This is a genomic window from Nonlabens tegetincola, assembly GCF_002117085.1.
Classification (GTDB): Bacteria; Bacteroidota; Bacteroidia; order Flavobacteriales; family Flavobacteriaceae; genus Nonlabens; species Nonlabens tegetincola.
This window is the reverse complement of sequence record NZ_CP019342.1, coordinates 2,253,446-2,271,008: the sequence shown is the minus strand read 5'-3', so window position 1 is coordinate 2,271,008 and position 17,563 is coordinate 2,253,446. Positions and strand designations below refer to the sequence as shown.

18 protein-coding genes are annotated in these 17,563 nt (G+C 35.2%); 9 read left to right on the top strand and 9 right to left on the bottom strand.

What is annotated here, in order from left to right:
• Window position 1: 1 nt before the first annotated feature.
• Genes BST91_RS10515 through hemA form a run of 4 tightly spaced genes read right to left on the bottom strand, consistent with a single transcriptional unit; the run spans window position 2 to window position 3,949 of the window.
• Entirely contained in the window at window positions 2-1,066 is a 1,065-nt protein-coding gene (locus BST91_RS10515) for a CNNM domain-containing protein (RefSeq protein ID WP_042277093.1), read from the bottom strand.
• A gap of 53 nt (window positions 1,067-1,119) precedes the next feature.
• Complete coding sequence (locus BST91_RS10510; RefSeq protein ID WP_060523618.1) at window positions 1,120-1,653, bottom strand: 3-hydroxyanthranilate 3,4-dioxygenase; 534 nt, start codon at window positions 1,651-1,653, stop codon at window positions 1,120-1,122.
• Between the two features lie 38 nt (window positions 1,654-1,691).
• Window positions 1,692-2,645, bottom strand: coding sequence for a hydroxymethylbilane synthase (gene hemC / locus BST91_RS10505; RefSeq protein ID WP_085775354.1), 954 nt, complete (start codon window positions 2,643-2,645; stop codon window positions 1,692-1,694).
• A 47-nt stretch (window positions 2,646-2,692) separates the two neighbouring features.
• Window positions 2,693-3,949, bottom strand: coding sequence for a glutamyl-tRNA reductase (gene hemA, locus BST91_RS10500; RefSeq protein ID WP_060523619.1), 1,257 nt, complete (start codon window positions 3,947-3,949; stop codon window positions 2,693-2,695).
• A gap of 188 nt (window positions 3,950-4,137) precedes the next feature.
• Here hemA and BST91_RS10495 point away from each other — a divergent pair, with 188 nt between their 5' ends.
• The 7 genes from BST91_RS10495 (at window position 4,138) to BST91_RS10465 (ending at window position 10,924) form a co-directional block, all read left to right on the top strand.
• Entirely contained in the window at window positions 4,138-5,010 is an 873-nt protein-coding gene (locus BST91_RS10495) for a helix-turn-helix transcriptional regulator (protein ID WP_042277104.1), read from the top strand.
• Window positions 5,011-5,471: 461 nt separating this feature from the next.
• On the top strand, window positions 5,472-6,128 hold the full coding sequence (locus BST91_RS10490; RefSeq protein WP_060523620.1) for a metal-dependent transcriptional regulator: 657 nt from the start codon (window positions 5,472-5,474) through the stop codon (window positions 6,126-6,128).
• A complete protein-coding gene (locus BST91_RS10485) occupies window positions 6,125-6,916 on the top strand; it encodes a transporter (RefSeq protein ID WP_085775353.1) in 792 nt (263 codons plus the stop codon). Before BST91_RS10490 ends, BST91_RS10485 begins: the two co-directional genes overlap by 4 nt.
• A 2-nt stretch (window positions 6,917-6,918) precedes the next feature.
• Window positions 6,919-7,833: a metal ABC transporter solute-binding protein, Zn/Mn family gene (locus tag BST91_RS10480; protein ID WP_060523622.1), complete on the top strand. Its 915-nt coding sequence runs from the start codon at window positions 6,919-6,921 to the stop codon at window positions 7,831-7,833.
• Window positions 7,833-8,570 (top strand): metal ABC transporter ATP-binding protein, encoded by a 738-nt coding sequence (locus BST91_RS10475; protein ID WP_085775352.1) that lies wholly within the window; start codon window positions 7,833-7,835, stop codon window positions 8,568-8,570. Before BST91_RS10480 ends, BST91_RS10475 begins: the two co-directional genes overlap by 1 nt.
• Before the next feature lie 48 nt (window positions 8,571-8,618).
• The gene (locus BST91_RS10470; protein ID WP_085775715.1) at window positions 8,619-9,731 is read left to right on the top strand and encodes a metal ABC transporter permease; all 1,113 of its coding nucleotides are present in this window, start codon (window positions 8,619-8,621) and stop codon (window positions 9,729-9,731) included.
• Complete coding sequence (locus BST91_RS10465) at window positions 9,725-10,924, top strand: metal ABC transporter permease (RefSeq protein ID WP_085775351.1); 1,200 nt, start codon at window positions 9,725-9,727, stop codon at window positions 10,922-10,924. Before BST91_RS10470 ends, BST91_RS10465 begins: the two co-directional genes overlap by 7 nt.
• Window positions 10,925-10,987: 63 nt before the next feature.
• Here BST91_RS10465 and BST91_RS10460 read toward each other — a convergent pair whose 3' ends face one another.
• Complete coding sequence (locus tag BST91_RS10460) at window positions 10,988-11,755, bottom strand: enoyl-CoA hydratase/isomerase family protein (protein WP_060523625.1); 768 nt, start codon at window positions 11,753-11,755, stop codon at window positions 10,988-10,990.
• A gap of 181 nt (window positions 11,756-11,936) precedes the next feature.
• On the opposite strand from BST91_RS10460, the gene BST91_RS10455 reads away from it, so the two are divergent.
• Window positions 11,937-12,290, top strand: a complete 354-nt coding sequence (locus BST91_RS10455; protein WP_060523626.1) for a hypothetical protein — start codon at window positions 11,937-11,939, stop codon at window positions 12,288-12,290.
• A 33-nt stretch (window positions 12,291-12,323) separates the two neighbouring features.
• Window positions 12,324-13,475, top strand: coding sequence for a sensor histidine kinase (locus tag BST91_RS10450; protein WP_085775350.1), 1,152 nt, complete (start codon window positions 12,324-12,326; stop codon window positions 13,473-13,475).
• A gap of 63 nt (window positions 13,476-13,538) precedes the next feature.
• Here the strand turns inward: BST91_RS10450 and clpX are convergent, their stop codons facing one another.
• From clpX to BST91_RS10430, 4 genes are all read right to left on the bottom strand, one after another.
• Window positions 13,539-14,777, bottom strand: a complete 1,239-nt coding sequence (clpX, locus tag BST91_RS10445; protein ID WP_042277121.1) for an ATP-dependent Clp protease ATP-binding subunit ClpX — start codon at window positions 14,775-14,777, stop codon at window positions 13,539-13,541.
• 147 nt (window positions 14,778-14,924) lie between these two features.
• Window positions 14,925-15,599 carry an ATP-dependent Clp endopeptidase proteolytic subunit ClpP gene (clpP, locus tag BST91_RS10440; RefSeq protein ID WP_042277123.1) on the bottom strand — a complete coding sequence of 225 codons (675 nt, stop codon included), beginning with the start codon at window positions 15,597-15,599 and terminating at the stop codon, window positions 14,925-14,927.
• 87 nt (window positions 15,600-15,686) lie between these two features.
• Window positions 15,687-17,015 (bottom strand): trigger factor, encoded by a 1,329-nt coding sequence (gene tig / locus BST91_RS10435; protein WP_042277126.1) that lies wholly within the window; start codon window positions 17,013-17,015, stop codon window positions 15,687-15,689.
• Between the two features lie 129 nt (window positions 17,016-17,144).
• Window positions 17,145-17,492, bottom strand: coding sequence for a phage holin family protein (locus tag BST91_RS10430; protein WP_042277128.1), 348 nt, complete (start codon window positions 17,490-17,492; stop codon window positions 17,145-17,147).
• Window positions 17,493-17,563 lie beyond the last annotated feature (71 nt).

The window sequence follows — 17,563 nt, the reverse complement described above, 5'->3', positions numbered from 1 at the left end:
GTTATTTGTTCTTTTGACGTTTTTCCCAGTTTTTACGTGCTAATTGTTGCATGTCCTCTATGTTGTCACTTTCATCCATAATTTCTAGACCCAACATAGTCTCGATAACATCTTCCATAGTGGCTAGACCTTGAACACTACCATAATCATCTACCACAAGAGCTATGTGCTCTTTAGTGGCTATCATTTTTTCAAATAATTGAGGAATAGGCAAAGAGGCTGGTACCATAGCGATTTCTCTTTTCAAATCTCCTAGAGTTTCAGCAGGTTTGTCGTGAATAATATCAGCGAGTATGTGATCTTTTAACACGTAACCAATTATATCATCTCTATTTTTATTGAATATAGGAATACGCGAAAATCTTAGATCTTGGTTTTTTTCAAAAAACTCTTTGATAGGAGTGCTTTGTGCCGCCATAAACATAACTGACCTAGGTGTCATGATGTCTTTAACCTCGATTTGATTAAAGTTCATTAAACTCTTGATGTATTGTCCTTCGGTCTTTTCAAAAACACCTTCTTGTTCAGCTGTTTCTGTAAGTGCTACAAACTCTTCTCTTGTCATGGTGCTTATATGAGCACTTTTACCAATGGCTTTTGTAGTAAGTTGTAACATCCATAATATCCCTGTATACTTTAAGATGGCTACCATTATTTTTAAAGTACGAGTTGTAAAACCCGTCAGTCCTTGCCAGTAAGTAGCACCTATCGTTTTAGGTATAATTTCAGACAGCACAAGTATAAGAACCGTCATTAATGCCGATATAACACCTACAAGTGGAATTCCCAGAACATTGTCTCTATATCCTTCATCGACAAGAGCCTCAGCTTGTACACCAACCATAATAGCACCAACTGTGTGTGCTAATGTATTTAAGGTTAAAATAGCAATCAAAGGTTTGTCCACATCATCTTTAAGCTGCTTAAGATCTTTTACAAAAGCTGCACCTTCTTGTTCTTTAACCTTAATAAAGGTAGGTGAAATACTTAATAAAACAGCCTCTAGTATTGAGCATAAGAAGGAGAATAGTATTGAACCTATTGCATATATGATAAGCAGTGTCATGAAAATAGTTTATTTGTAAAGGTACTTTTTAAAAAAGGAAAAATAAGAAAGATTTAATCAACAAATCTAGGATCTGTAGGCATGGTAGTACCGCAATTGTTACAAGTACGCATTTCTTCACTACCATAAAATTGTTTGAATCTAGGTAAAAAATCTTTTTCTATATCATCTAATTTAAAGTAGGTTTCATGAAGCTTGTGATTACAATTGTCACAAAACCATAATAACCCATCGACTGCATCTTCACTTACCCTTTTGCGCTCGATGACCAGTCCTAAAGAATTTTCATGTCGTACGGGTGAATGAGGAACCTTTGCAGGATGTAAATACATATCACCTGGTCCTAATTTCATTGTTCTTTTCTTACCGTCTTCCTGAATATGAACTTCTATTTGGCCTTCCAATTGATAAAAAAGTTCCTCAGTTTCATTGTAATGATAATCTTTTCTAGCGTTGGGTCCAGCTACAATCATGACTATGTAATCACCAGATTCAGTATATAGATTTTTATTTCCTACTGGTGGTTTGAGTAAATCGCGATTATCTTCTATCCAATTATTCAGGTTGAAAGGTGGTGCTATGGCCATTACTTTTAATACTTAAATATTTTGATTAAAAATACCACTTATTTCAATTCTTTCTTAATTTCTGCCATTAAGGATGCTCCACCGTTTTCAAGAATTTTTTGTGATTGCGCTTTCGCGAAAGCGATATAATCCTCATGATTCATTTCCGATTTTAAATCTATCGAAGTATTTGTATCAAATCGAGTGCGTCCATCTAGACTTAATAGACAGCCTTTAAAAGTTAATGTGTTGTCAGAAATATGCGCGAGTGCACCAATAGGAGCGGAACAACCGCCTTCTAGTTCTCTAAGAAATGCGCGCTCTACATCTACACAGTATTGAGTGTTTTTATCATTAAGTCGCGCCGATGCTTCAACAGCATAAGTGTTCTTGGACATGGCTGCTACCATCATCGCTCCTTGTGCAGGTGCTGGAATAAAGCTGTCTAAATCTGTGTATTCAAAACCATAGTTAGCCTTTATCTTTTTAAGTAACCCGATTCTGTCTAAACCGGCTTTGGCAAATATTGCTGCACTCCAATCTTTATTAGTGTAAAGTTTTTCTAATCTGGTATTAACGTTACCTCTTAAGTCAACGACATTATGATGAGAATACATGTCTAGCCATTGTGATTTGCGTCTTAAACTTCCTGTAGCAATGGTGATAGAATCGTCTGGATTGAAATTTTCTTTATAGACTAGTATATCCTTGTGAGATGCTCGTGGCAGCACAGCTGCCTGTATCATGCCTTTAGGTAATTGGGTAGGAACATCTTTTAAACTGTGAACAGCAATATCAATCTCTCCATTAACAAGAGCGATATCTAATGTTTTTGTAAAGATGCCTGTGATTCCCATTTCATACAAAGGTTCACTCAAATTGAGATCACCTTGAGATTTAACTGGTCGCAACTCGGTTTGATAGCCTAAATTTTCTAATTCCTTTTGGACTGTAGTAGCTTGCCATAAGGCAAGCTCGCTATCTCGTGTTCCTATGATGATGGTTTGTGACATGCGACTGGTTTAATGTTGATGTAAAAGAAAGTTACAGGTATGTGTTTTTAAGAAGCTACTTTGTCAGAAAGCTTAAAGACTTTATTAAGCATGTCTATGGCTTCATCTGTGCTTTCATTCTCATCCCGCAGGTGATTGGCAAAATGTCCGGCAATTTTTTGAATAATTTTATCTGCGATAAAATCTACTTGATCCTGATCAAAGTTATTTATTTTACTGCGATTGCTTTTAATTTCGGCTTCCTTCATTTTAGTGAGCTTAGCCTTAAGCGCTTGCATGGTAGGAGCAAATTTTCTTGATTCTTGCCAGATTTTGAATTCGGTATGAATTTCTTCAATAATGGCTAGCGCTTGTGGAATGAATTTCTCACGTCTGGCTAGGGTTTGATTAGTCATTTGTGATAATTCATCTAGGTGCACTAGTTGTACGTTTTCTAATTCCTTCACGTCCTCATTCACATTTTTAGGAATAGATAGGTCCATGATAAGTAAGGGTCTCGTCGTACAAATCAGATTTTTAGAAACGGTTGGGTTTTGTGCGCCGGTTGCCACTATAAGAATGTCTGATTGCGCAATCTCTTCTTCAAGTTGAGCATAATCCTTAACAATTAGATCAAATTTACCAGCTATTTTTTCTGCTTTTTCCTTAGTTCTATTGATTAAGGTAATCTTTTTATTTGAGGTGTGTTTAACGAGATTCTCACATGTATTACGACCTATTTTTCCAGTACCGAATAGCAAGATGTTCTTCTCATTATTAACTTGATAATTTTCTAGGATGTACTGTACGCTAGCAAAACTTACCGATGTTGCACCACTGCTTATTTGCGTCTCGGTCTTAATACGTTTACTAGCTTGTATCACTGCGTTAACCAATCTTTCCATATACGGGTTAACCAGTTTGATAGCTTTTGATTTTTTAAAGGCAATTTTGAGCTGGCCTATAATTTCAAAATCTCCTAGAATTTGACTGTCCAATCCAGTTCCTACATTAAACAGATGCTCACAAGCTTTTTCGTTTTTGTGAACATAGGCAATCTTTTGAAAGTCTTCTACAGTTCCATGACTGTGCTCACATAACAATCTTATAAGTTGAAAAGGATGTTGGGCAAATCCATACAACTCGGTCCTGTTACATGTGGATATTACCACTAGCGATGGGATACCATCTCTTTTTGCCTCATTAAGAAGATTGCTAGTTGCATCTTCTGATAATGAGAATGTTCCACGCATTTCAGCATCAGCTTTTTTATAGCTAATTCCAATTGCGTAAAAAGAAAAATGTTTGTTGTTACCTGAATGCATACCCTTGTTAAGGAAGTGTCGCAAAGTTATTGTGGTCCTTAAAAGAAAAATAACGCTACAAGTTCGTTTTTCTACGCTATATGTTATTTTTGCTAAAATCTTGCTTCTTGTATAGGCAAGTACTGTTATGAGTACGCTTTCGCGAAAGCGTATCATCTATTATTTAGAGTGAATATAAATAAGCTATTATGGAAAATATCGCCATAGGTGCCCGCGAGGTTACAAGAATTGAAGACGGATTTAATGTAATTAGAATCAAAAATGATACTGATAACAACACAGGTTTCAATTATGAGGTTGATCAAAGCTTTTTACAATTTCATTTTTGCCTAAAGGGTAAGGTAGAAATGGCTTTTAATAATGGTAGTTATAAGCTTAATTTGTTGGAGCAAAATTCATACATGCTCTATAATCCTTCACGAGGATTACCTATGGATCTTAAAATAGCTCCTTCTAGTTGGTTCATTTCTGTATTAGTTTCTATTAAAAAATTTCACTCATTATTTTCTCCAGATGCTGAACACGTAAGCTTTTTGAGTCCCGAAAACGCAGATAAGAAGTATTACGTTGATGATAAAATAAGTCCTTCAATGGCGGTTGTACTTCATCAACTCATGAATTACAATCTTAACGACGCTATCAAAAAATTATATTTCAAGGGTAAGGCTTATGAATTGTTGTCTCTTTATTTTAATAGGGAAGAAGATGCCAATGTTGACGCTTGTCCTTTTCTGGCAGATGAGGAGAACATGAAAAAGATTAAAAAGGCCAAAGATATTGTTCTAGAGCGCATGACTGATTTGCCATCCTTACAAGACCTGGCACTTGAAATAGGTTTATCTCTTAAGAAATTAAAGGAAGGATTTAAAGAGGTTTATGGTGAAACTGTTTATGGATTTGCCCTGGATCATAAAATGGAGTACGCCAGACAATTGCTTGATAGTGGGCAGTATAATGTAAATGAAGTAGGACTCAAGGTTGGGTATTCTACTGCGAGTCACTTTATAAGTGCTTTTAAAAAGAAATACGGTACTACTCCAAAGAAGTATTTATCCAATTAGAATTGATGTAAGCAACCTTTTTTTTAATCAGTCGGGATTCTTCATAGCTTATGCAATAAACTTTTAAAGGTATTTTCATTTGTTGATGATTTGTTGCAAGGCATAAGGAAGAATCTATAGGGTTGTAGGATAAAGCCTTTATACTAGAGAATCTTTTCTGAAAGATGAATTATCATTGTAGGTACAGATACACTGGTTTTTCGTTATTAAAATATGATCGGTTGGTTCGTACGATTTTTTTAAAAACAAGGATAACCATCCCATAATGTGGTAGAATAAAAAATGTCTTGAACTGTTGTTGTTTGATTTCTCAAGAAGAATTTCTCCTGATTCCTGCTTGGATAAAGAAATGATCTTGCCTCTATTCATAATCTATACTCCATTTGATTAATTTTCTTAAATTTTTAGTTAAGTCTAAAAATTTATTTATACGTAACAAATATTATGTTTAATTTTGAATCATGCATTCAGTAAGCGAAGAAAATTATATTAAAGCTATCTATCATTTACAGAAAGGTAAGGACCTCGTTGCAACTAATGATATTGCGGCACGCATGGATACTAAGGCATCCTCTGTAACTGATATGCTTAAAAAGTTAGCCGATAAAAACCTAGCACAGTATGTTCCCTACAAGGGATCTAGACTTACCGAGGATGGTTTTAAGTGTGCTATTCAAATTATAAGGAAACACCGTTTATGGGAATTGTTTTTAGTTGAAAAGCTCAATTTTAACTGGGATGAAGTACACGAAATAGCAGAACAACTCGAACATATTCAATCTCAAAAATTGATTAATCAACTAGATGCTCATTTAGGTTTTCCTAAGCACGATCCACATGGCGATCCTATTCCAGATTCCAATGGTGTAATGGAACATAGGGAACAAATTCCTTTGTCCCAGCTAGCTTTAAATAAGAATTCTAGACTCACAGGTATAAGAGATTCGTCAACTGAATTTCTTCAATACCTAGATAAACATCATATAAAACTAGGAAGTGTGCTTAAGGTTGTTGATAGAGAGGTTTTTGATTTATCCTGTAGTTTGTTGGCAGATGATAAGGAACTTCATATCTCAAAACAAATAGCAGATAAATTACTGGTCAAAACAGAAGGATGAAGCAAATAATTTTGAGCCTTTTACTAATATGTGCTTTACCAGTTTTAGCACAAGAAACAGTCTCAGTATCAGAAACCTTGATCACTGACAGACCAGATGCTACAGAATCACCTTACACTGTAGGTAAGGGTAATTTTCAAATAGAAACAGGTGCTTTATTTACTGAAAATGGTGATGATGATTTTAATGTAAAGCGATTTGTCTTTAACACAGGTCTATTACGTTATGGACTTAGTGATAATTTTGAATTGCGATTGGGTTGGGATTATCAAAATGAACGCCTTATTTCACAAGGTATAGAACTGTCTGATGCTACTGGTTTCACTCCTTTATTGATAGGAGGGAAAATTGAAATTACCGATGAAAACGGTTGGATTCCTCAAATAGGTTTGATGACTCACCTTCGGCTGCCCTTTACAGCAGTAACCGAATTTAAACCGGAACAAACTGGGATGGAAATGATTTTTTCTTTTGATCATACACTTTCTAACAGCACTAGCATAGCCTATAATTTAGGAGCTAGGGTGGCAGATAATCGGTCTATAGAATATTTATATACTGTCGCTTATGGATTTGATATTACACAAAAATTTGGAGCTTATATAGAATTATATGGTGCTTTTCCAGAAGACACTACAGCATATCACTTATGGGATGCTGGTTGTACTTATTTAGTGAATAATAATTTACAGCTAGATGTTACGGTAGGAACAGGATTCAACTCAACCGCAGCCGATCAAAATATTTTACTAAGTGCTGGTTTCAGTTATAGAATACTAAAGAAGTAATCATGAAAAAAACATTATTCATTTTATTAATAATTCTGATTTCGGCTTGTAAACAGCAGCCTAAAGAACAACCATCGGGTAAACTGAAGGTAGTGACCACAACTACTATGATTACTGACTTAGTTCAGGAAATTGGAGGTGATGTAATAGAATTAGAAGGTCTTATGGGAAGCGGTATCGATCCACACTTATATAAAGCAAGCCAAGGCGACGTGCGCAAGCTTTCTCAGGCCGATGTCATATTTTATAATGGATTACATCTAGAAGGTAAGTTAGTAGAAGTATTTGAGAAAATGAATCAACAAGGTAAACGTACTGTTGCAGTGAGTGATGCCTTAGATAAAAGTACTCTTATAGGCAGTGATTATTTTGCAAGTAGTTATGATCCACATATTTGGTTTAATCTGGAGTACTGGGAACAAATCACCAGTTTTGTTACTAAAGAATTAATCAAGCTAGATCAAAATAATGAGTCGGTTTATAAGGCTAATGAAGAAATCTATCTAAAGAAATTATCTAATTTGAAAGAGGAGCTGGATAAAAATATTAATACTCTTCCATCAGAGCAACGTATTCTAGTAACAGCACACGATGCATTCAATTATTTTGGACGCAGTTTCAATTTTGAAGTAGTAGGTCTACAAGGGCTTTCAACCGCGACTGAAGCTGGTGTAAAAGATGTACAACGACTTACTGACTTTATTATAGAAAACAATATCAAAGCAATCTTTATTGAAAGCAGTGTGCCACGTCGTACGGTCGAAGCTTTACAAAAAGCAGTTCAAGCACGTAATCATGAGGTTAATATAGGTGGCGAATTATTTAGCGATGCACTTGGAAGTGCAGGAACAGCTGAAGGAACTTATATAGGAATGTATAAGCATAACGTGGCAACAATAGTTAATGCACTTAAATAATGGCAGATAAAATTGCAGTAGCTGTAGATGATTTAACAGTAGCTTACAACTACAAACCAGTCCTTTGGGATATTGACCTGTCTATTCCAGAAGGAGTACTTATGGCTATTGTTGGACCCAACGGCGCTGGAAAATCTACTTTGATAAAATCCATTTTAGGAATTATTGATCCCATTGCAGGTTCTGTTCAAATTTATGATAAACCTTATCACAAACAACGCCATCAAGTAGCATATGTTCCTCAAAAGGGTAGTGTAGATTGGGATTTTCCTACTACTGCTCTAGATGTAGTCATGATGGGAACCTATGGTGCCTTAGGTTGGATTAAAAGACCTGGTAATAAACAGAAAAAACAGTCCCTAGAAGCGCTTGAAAAAGTAGGAATGCTTCCTTTTAAGAACAGGCAAATCAATCAGCTTTCTGGTGGACAACAGCAGCGTGTTTTTTTAGCCCGAGCATTAGTTCAAAATGCGTCAATTTATTTTATGGATGAACCTTTCCAAGGTGTTGATGCAACTACCGAAATTGCTATAATAAATATCTTAAAAGAGCTTAGAAAAGCAGGTAAGACCGTAATTGTCGTTCACCACGATTTACAAACGGTACCCGAGTATTTTGATTGGGTAACTTTCTTAAATGTAAAACACATTGCTACTGGTCCGGTTAAAGATATTTTTAATGATGACAATTTAACCAAAACCTATGGGATTAATTACAAGGTTGCTGTACAGCAATAATGAGTTGTAAGTGATGCTTTCGCGAAAGCGTAATACAAATTATCCATGATGGACATAACAAGTTTTTTTACGGACTATACACTGCGCACCATAACACTGGGAACGGCTGTTCTGGGAGCTATTTGTGGTATGTTAGGAAGTTTTGCGGTTCTAAGAAAACAAAGTTTGCTGGGTGATGCTATTTCTCATGCAGCCCTGCCTGGAATAGCGCTTGCCTTCCTTTTTACTGGTCTTAAAGATTCTAATGTTTTACTGTTAGGAGCACTTGTGAGCGGATTTATAGGTACGGTTTGGATAAGAGGAATAGTAACAAAAACGCACCTTAAAACAGATACTGCTTTAGGGTTAATTTTGAGTTTGTTTTTTGGTTTTGGAGAGTTAGTTCTTAGTTACTTAAAAAAACAACCTGACGCTAATCAAGCAGGTTTGGATAAATATTTATTTGGTCAAGCTGCGACACTTGTAGAGAGTGATGTTATCTTAATGATTATAGTAACAGGTATAAGTCTGGTTATAATGCTTCTGTTTTGGAAAGAATTTAAACTGTTGCTTTTTGATAAAAATTATGCTCTCACCTTAGGATTTAATACCAGAATTATTGATGGGCTTATTAGTTTTTTTATAGTTCTAGCTATTGTAATTGGGTTGCAAACCGTAGGAGTAGTTTTAATGAGTGCCATGCTGCTGGCTCCAGCTGCTGCTGCTAGACAATGGACAAATAGTCTAGGTGTAATGGTGTTGTTAGCAGCTGTTTTTGGAGCTGTTGCAGGTGTTGTTGGTACAGGAATAAGTGCTAGTTACAATAATTTATCTACGGGTCCTGTTATTGTTTTGGTAGCATCAGTATTTGTTGGGTTCTCCTTTGTTTTTTCACCTTCAAGAGGTTTGCTTTTTAAACAAATTAGACTAGTGCGTAATCGCAGGGATTTACACCTTAAAAAAACACTACAATTTATGTACTCTATCGTTGAGAAACATGACGATATAAGTAGACCACACGCAATACGCATCCTTAATCAGTTTCAAGGTTACTCTAAAGGAACGCTAAGACAGTTAGAAGAAAAAAACTGGATTGAAATTAAAGGCGATACATGGTCCTTGACTACAACGGGATTTCATACTGCACAAAATTTGTATAACAACAACGTACCTCAATCATGAATCCAGAAATAGCAATCCTTTTAATTTCATGTCTTACCGCGGTAGCTTGTGCTATACCAGGTGTGTTTTTGGTACTTCGTAAAATGGCCTTGATAAGCGATGCGATCTCTCACTCTATTCTTCCAGGAATAGTAATTGGTTTTTTTATTACTCATGATCTAGCATCACCGTGGCTTATATTATTGGCTGCAATCAGTGGAATTGTAACAGTATGGTTGGTAGAGGCTATCCAAAAAACTGGACTTGTTAAAGAGGATACTGCTATTGGATTAGTTTTTCCTGCATTGTTTAGCATCGGAGTTTTATTAATAGCTATTTATGCAAACGATGTACATCTAGATACAGATGCTGTGCTAGTTGGGAAATTAGAATACGCTCCATTTGATAATTGGATAATAAATTCAAGTAGTAGTCAGGAAGGAATTACCAATCCAGAAGATTTTATTAATATGGGCCCTAAAAGCTTATGGACTACGGGATCTGTTTTGTTGGTTACTTTAGTGTTGTTAGGACTTTTTTATAAAGAATTAAAGCTAAGTACTTTTGATATTGGCTTAACTAGTGCATTAGGTTTTTCACCAGTGATTCTTCATTATGGATTAATGAGTGTCGCATCTGTTACCACTGTGGTTTCCTTTGATGCAGTAGGCGCCATTCTAGTAGTTGCATTAATGATCGCGCCGGCAGCGACCGCTTATTTACTTACTAATGATTTGAAAAAAATGTTGCTGCTCTCTGTAGTTTTTGGAATTCTTGCGGCCTTTGGAGGATACTACTTATCCATGTTGTTAGATGCGTCTATATCAGGATCGATTACAACCGTTCTAGGTTTAATTTTTCTTCTCGTTTATTTATTTGCTCCTTCAAGAGGATTACTAGCAGTATTGTTTAGACAACGCAGGCAACGTACCGAGGTTTCTCTTCTCACGTTCTTGCTGCACTTAAACAATCACGACAGTATCGAGGAGCGTAGTGTAACACATTTACAAGAGCATATTAATTGGGGTAAAGTACGTGCCAAAAAAGTATTGAAACTGGCACTAGAGAATAACATGATATCAAAAAATGGTGATGTAGTCACATTATCCAATAAGGGTAAAGAGTTTACTGAAAAAGCTCTGGATTACATCATTACTAACAAGGATGAGAAGATCGAAGATATGAAGGACGATTTCTTCTTGTTTAGAGGTTAAAAGTGCAATAAAAAAAGGACAGTAAAAACTGTCCTTTTTTGATTTTAATGGTAATCTCTCAGTTTAAAATTGAGCCTTTCTCTTCTCTAAAAAGGCGGTTGTACCTTCTTTAAAGTCGTCCGTTCCAAAACTCGCTCCGAAACAGTCAATCTCAGTTTGATAACCGTTTATTCCATCTACATAACCAGCATTTACAGCGTCAATGGCAGCTCCTATAGCTACTGGGCTATTTTTCATTATTTTGCCAGCTATTTTTTCACAAGTAGGTATTAATTCTTCACTTGTTACCACGTGATTCACAAGACCATAAGAGTGAGCCGTCGCTGCATCAATCATTCCAGCTGTCATTATCATTTCCATAGCACGACCTTTACCAATTAATTGGGGTAGACGTTGTGTACCACCGTATCCAGGAATTACTCCTAGAGACACTTCAGGCAAACCTACTCGTGCATTGTCGCTAGCTATTCTAAAATGAGCTGCCATCGCAAGTTCTAATCCACCACCTAGTGCAAAACCATTAACGGCTGCAATGATGGGTTTACTACAGTTTTCTACCTTATCAAATAGTGATTCTTGACCTAATCTCGCAAGCTCTTTTCCTTGTTCAGGAGAAAAATCGGCAAATTCTGAAATATCGGCACCGGCTACAAAGGCTTTTTCGCCACTACCTGTTAGAATGACAACTCTAACCTCTTGATTATTTTCAACATCATCTATCGCTTGACTTAACTCGGCGATTGTAGCTTTATTCAAAGCGTTTAATTTACTTGGTCGGTTTATAGTGATGGTTGCGATTCTGTTTTCTACAGCAATTAGAATGTTTTCCATGTTTAATATTTTCTTGTAAAAATAAGGTATCTATATCTTTTGTTTCAGCACAGCAGTGTGATGTTTGAGAGATGATTGTGGTTGTTACGCTTTCGCGAAAGCGTAAACTTATATATAACCTAGTTTCAAGTTCAAGTAGGATCATTTACAAACGTTTAATTTTTCTACGTAACTTGCTGCAATGAAAGTAACTAAACAGTGTCCTGAATGTGGTGATGAGGTACGAGGTCGAGCAGATAAACGATTTTGTAGTGATTATTGCAGGAATGTTGCCAATAACAAGCTCAACAAAGATAGTACAGCTCTCATGCGTAATATTAATAATCGATTGAGGAAAAACTGGCGTGTTCTTAAAAGTATTAATGTAAATGATAAAACCAAAACTACTCGTAACAAACTGCTAGCAGAAGGTTTTGACTTTAATTTTTTTACTAGTATTTACACCACTAAAAAAGGGACGATTTACTATTTTGTCTATGATCAAGGTTATCTTCCTATGGATGACGATTATTATTTAATTGTTAAACGGGAATAATAAGACGGCTGTAATAAAGTTATAGGCATATCTATGAATATCACAGAAGATAAAAATGTATTGAGATGGGTGATCATTGGTTTTTCAGTAGTCACGGTGAGTATTATACTTTGGAACACCTATGTGTTTTTTCAAGGAGTAAAAGAAATGGAACGTAAAAATATTGCGGAATATGCTACAGCTGTAAAAGACCTACAAAACGCTCCTAAAAATGCTTACATAGGGGATTTGGGTTTTACTGTTGCTCAAAACATGACAAGTATACCCTTAATAAGGGTAACTTATAAAGGTGAAATAAGTACTAGAAATTTACCTGCTAACATTGAAGAGACAGATACTGTACGAATAAAACAGCTTATTGAAATATATAAATCACAAAATGAGCCCTACATCATTAATTACGAAGGAAAACCCATAAGCACCATATATTATGGTAATAGTGATGTGATAAATAAAATTAAGTATTATCCACTGGCGCTGGTTGTGGTTATGGTGTTATTTAGTTTTGTTATTTGGTTTTTTTACAGATCAACTAAGGCCAGCGAACAAAATAAGTTGTGGGCTGGTATGGCTAAAGAAAGTGCTCATCAAATAGGTACTCCTTTATCATCACTGGTAGGATGGACACACATTTTGAGAGACTCTAAAGTAGAGCCTTCTTACATTGATGAGATGGAAAAGGATATTAATAGATTGAAAACTATTACAGACCGTTTTTCAAAAATAGGATCGGTTCCTAAACTAGTAAAAGCTGATGTTGTAGAAGAAACTAGGCAAGCTACTGATTATCTTAAAAATCGCGTCTCTAAACTAGTTGAGATAACTATGGATTTACCTGAACAACCTATTCCTGTTTTACTTAATAAAGAGTTATACGCTTGGGTAATAGAAAACCTAATTAAAAATGGTATTGATGCCATGAAAGGGAAAGGTGCTTTACATGTGTTTGTTAAAGCAGAGGTTAGGCAGGTTTCAATTCAAATTTCAGATACTGGTAAAGGAATTTCTAAGAATGACTGGAAGCGTATTTTCACTCCTGGGTTTACCACCAAAAAACGAGGATGGGGTCTTGGTTTATCTCTAGCAAAAAGAATTATTCATGACTACCACAAGGGTAAAATAAAAGTCATGGATAGTAAAAAAAATGTAGGTACTACCTTTGAAATAACCATCGATAGAATTTAATAGCAAAAAAAAATGTCCATTTAAATTTTTAAATGGACATTTATATAGTGTAGTTATTTTCTTTTAAATGACAGCCTTGAGCTGTTTTTGTAAGCCGCTATTGTTAAGTTTTGATTCGGCATAGGATTTAGTGATTTTAAGTTCTTTTTCATCACTACCAGGAAGCTCAAACATGGCATCCGTTAGAATAGCCTCGCATAAAGACCTTAATCCACGAGCACCCAATTTGTATTCAATAGCTTTTTCTACGATATAATCTAGTGCTCCATCGGTAATACTAAAACTAATATCATCCATAGCAAAAAGCTTTTCATACTGTTTGATGATAGCGTTTTTAGGCTCAGTAAGAATAGCTCTCAAAGTTCCTTTATCCAATGGATTCATGTGAGTAAGAACAGGTAATCTACCTATGATTTCTGGGATCATACCAAAATCCTTAACATCTTTAGGGATGATGTACTTAAGTAAGTTTTCTCTATCTAAAACATCGTCATTACTTTTGGCCGCACTGAATCCGACAGCTTGCATGTTCAGACGTTTCCTTATTACTCGCTCAATACCGTCAAAGGCACCACCAGCAATGAAAAGGATGTTTTCTGTATTTACTTCAATAAATTTTTGGTCAGGATGTTTACGTCCACCTTTAGGTGGTACATTAACAACGGTTCCTTCTAATAATTTAAGAAGTGCCTGTTGAACACCTTCTCCAGATACATCTCTCGTGATTGATGGATTGTCGCTTTTACGAGCAATTTTATCAATCTCGTCTATAAAAACTATTCCTGTTTGTGCTTTTTCTAGATTGTAATCAGCCGCTTGTAATAACCTTGTAAGAATGCTTTCAACATCTTCTCCTACGTAACCAGCTTCTGTAAGTACTGTCGCATCAACAATGGCTAAAGGTACATTAAGCATTTTGGCAACCGTTTTTGCGATAAGCGTTTTTCCAGTTCCCGTTTGACCTACCATCAAAATGTTTGACTTTTGAATCTCGATATCGTCATCACTTTGTGGTTGTAATAACCTTTTGTAATGGTTATATACGGCTACAGACATTACCTTTTTTGTATGCTCTTGACCTATAATATAAGTGTCTAAAAAAGCTTTTATGTCTTGTGGTTTCCTTAATTTAAGATCATCACTTGTTACACCAGTGTCGCTTGTTTTTGTGTCTTCTAAAACGATACCATAAGCTTGTTCAATACAACGATCACATATGTGTGCATCTAAACCTGCAATCAGTAAATTGGTTTCGGACTTACTGCGTCCACAAAAACTACATTCTAATTCTTCCTTACTCATATTTCTAATTCTTAAGATCCTATGGGATCTCTAGTATTCATTTTTTGAAGTAAAATAATGAACTATTCAAAGATGAATTACCAAAATGCTTTTTATGGCGTGAGTAAAACCCTTTAAACATTCTATTAATTATTCTTGATCGTGAAATTAATCGCGATTAAGCACTTCATCAATCATACCGTATTCTTTTGCTTTATCTGCCTTCATCCAATAATCTCTATCTGAATCTTCGTATACTTTATCGTAAGATTGTCCAGAATGTTTTGCAATAATTGTATAAAGCTCTTCTTTAAGGGTTACAATTTCTCTTGCTGTAATTTCAATATCGCTTGCTTGTCCTTGGGCTCCACCTAAAGGTTGGTGAATCATTACTCTACTGTGTGGTAAGGCACTTCTCTTGCCTTTTTCACCAGCACATAGAAGCACTGCTCCCATACTAGCAGCCATACCAGTACAAATTGTTGCTACGTCTGGTTTAATGAATTGCATGGTGTCATAGATTCCTAAACCGGCGTAAACGCTTCCTCCTGGAGAATTTAAGTAAATCTGAATGTCTTTATTAGCATCTGCACTTTCTAAAAACAGTAATTGCGCTTGCACAATATTTGCTACTTGATCATTTATTCCAGTTCCTAAAAAGATAATTCGATCCATCATAAGACGTGAAAAAACATCAAAGATGGCGATGTTCATTTGACGCTCCTCGATAATATTTGGAGTTAAATTTGTTGGGTACATGCTACTCATAATTTTTGAGTAGTAGTTACTGTTTATTCCCTGATCCTTGATGGCAAATTTTTCAAATTCTTTAGCTATATCCATAGTGTAATATTACTTCAACTTGTACGAAAAAGGCGTTAACATTTCGGTAAAATGATAACGCCTAAAGATATGAATTTATACGGTGTATTAAGCTTGGTAAGCTTCTTTTATAAAGTCCTCGTAAGTAAGCTCTTTAGACTTAGCTTTAACGTTGTCCTTAAAGTATTGGAGCATTTTTTCGTTCTGTAATTGCTCACTCATACGTTTCACCTCTTCTTGATTGCTCATTACTCGTGCAACGATTTGCTCAACTTCTTCATCAGTAGCGTCTGTATGACCAAATTGTGCCATTTGCATTTTTATCTGTGTTCCGGCATATTCTTTTAAGTCTTCAAACTTTAATTGAAGATCTTCATTTTTTTGCAGGATAGCACTCTCAATGAGTTGATAACGTAATCCTTTTTCAGATTTGTTATATTCTTCTTCAGCTTCCTCAGCCGTTAAAGTGTTTTCTCCATTGTTTGCAATCCATCTTTTAAGAAAATCTGCTGGAAGATCAAATTTTGTTTTTTCAATAAGTTCTTCAGTAACATCTGTCAAAAACTTTTGATCAGTTTGTTGAGAAAATTGTTTCTTAGCGTCTTCTCTTAAACGTTCTCTTAGCTCGTCTTCACTTGTGATGATTCCTTCACCAAACAATTTATCAAAGAACTCTTGGTTAAGCTCTGCTTTTTCCCTGGTGTTAACTTCAGTTACTTCAAATGTAACAGGTACATTTAATTCATCTTTCTTTTCAAAATCAATTTTAAGGTGATGAGCTAAATCGCTGTTGTCCTCAAAAAGATTTTTAGTTTTTAATTCGATTGAATCTCCAACTTTAGACCCAACAAACTTTTTAAGGTTTGTTTTTCCTTTAATTTTTGAAATCGGGAAAGTTGCGTCAGTGTTGATTTCTTCCTCATCATTTCTAAAAACACCAGTAACTTCGTCACCTTCAGAAACCTCATCTTTAGAAACTAACTTTCCGTATTGTTCTCTAATACGATCTATTTGATCGTTGATGGTTTTGTCGTCTGTTTTTATTTCATAAGCCGTGATTCCCTTAATCTTTGAAGGTTCTACTTCAAATTCTGGAGCAAGGCCTATTTCAAAGTCAAATGTAAAGTTATCACCATTCCAGTCTATATCAGCTTGTTCTTTAGGTAATGGATTTCCTAAAAGATTAAGTTTTTCTTCAGTGATATATTCGTTTAGTTTTTGCTGGATCAGTTTATTTACCTCATCAACCAATACAGGAATTCTGTACTTCTTGTTTATTAATGATGCAGGAACTTTACCTTTTCTAAATCCTGGAATAGAAGCAGTCTTACGATAATCCTTTAGGATTTTTTCTACCTGCTCTTGATAATCACTCTTCTCTATCTCTAGAGTAAGCACCGCATTAAGTGCGTCTACGTCAGTACGTTTTAAATTCATTTAAAGACTTTTAAGTGCTGTTAAAATTGGGGTGCAAAATTAGTCTTTATTTAGTTGTAAAACAAAGTCTTTATACCTTTGAATTTCAATTACTTTGAAACTTTAATAAAACTTAAAGAATTTGAGAGATTAATCCTCGTCTCTATCAAGTAGTTTAAATAATAATGAACGTCCTATTGCAAGTAACAATGAAAAAATAATTGCCCACCAAAGCCCATCAACATTAAAGCCTCCTACTAACCAATCAGCGAGTAAAATGATGATAGCATTTATTATTAGTAGAAATAAACCTAAAGTTACTATCGTAATTGGAAAGGTTAATATTTGAAGAATTGGTTTTACTGTAAAGTTCAATAAAGATAATACTACTGCTACAAGAATAGCACTCCACCATCCAGTGGTGCTTGCTCCTGGTAAAATTTTGGATAAAAGGATTACTAACGCAGCTGTTATTAATAGTTTAAGTAAAAATTTCATAAGGATTAATTTTAATAAAAATAAAAAAACCTGCTTGATTTAATCAAGCAGGTTTCTTATTTATTATAATC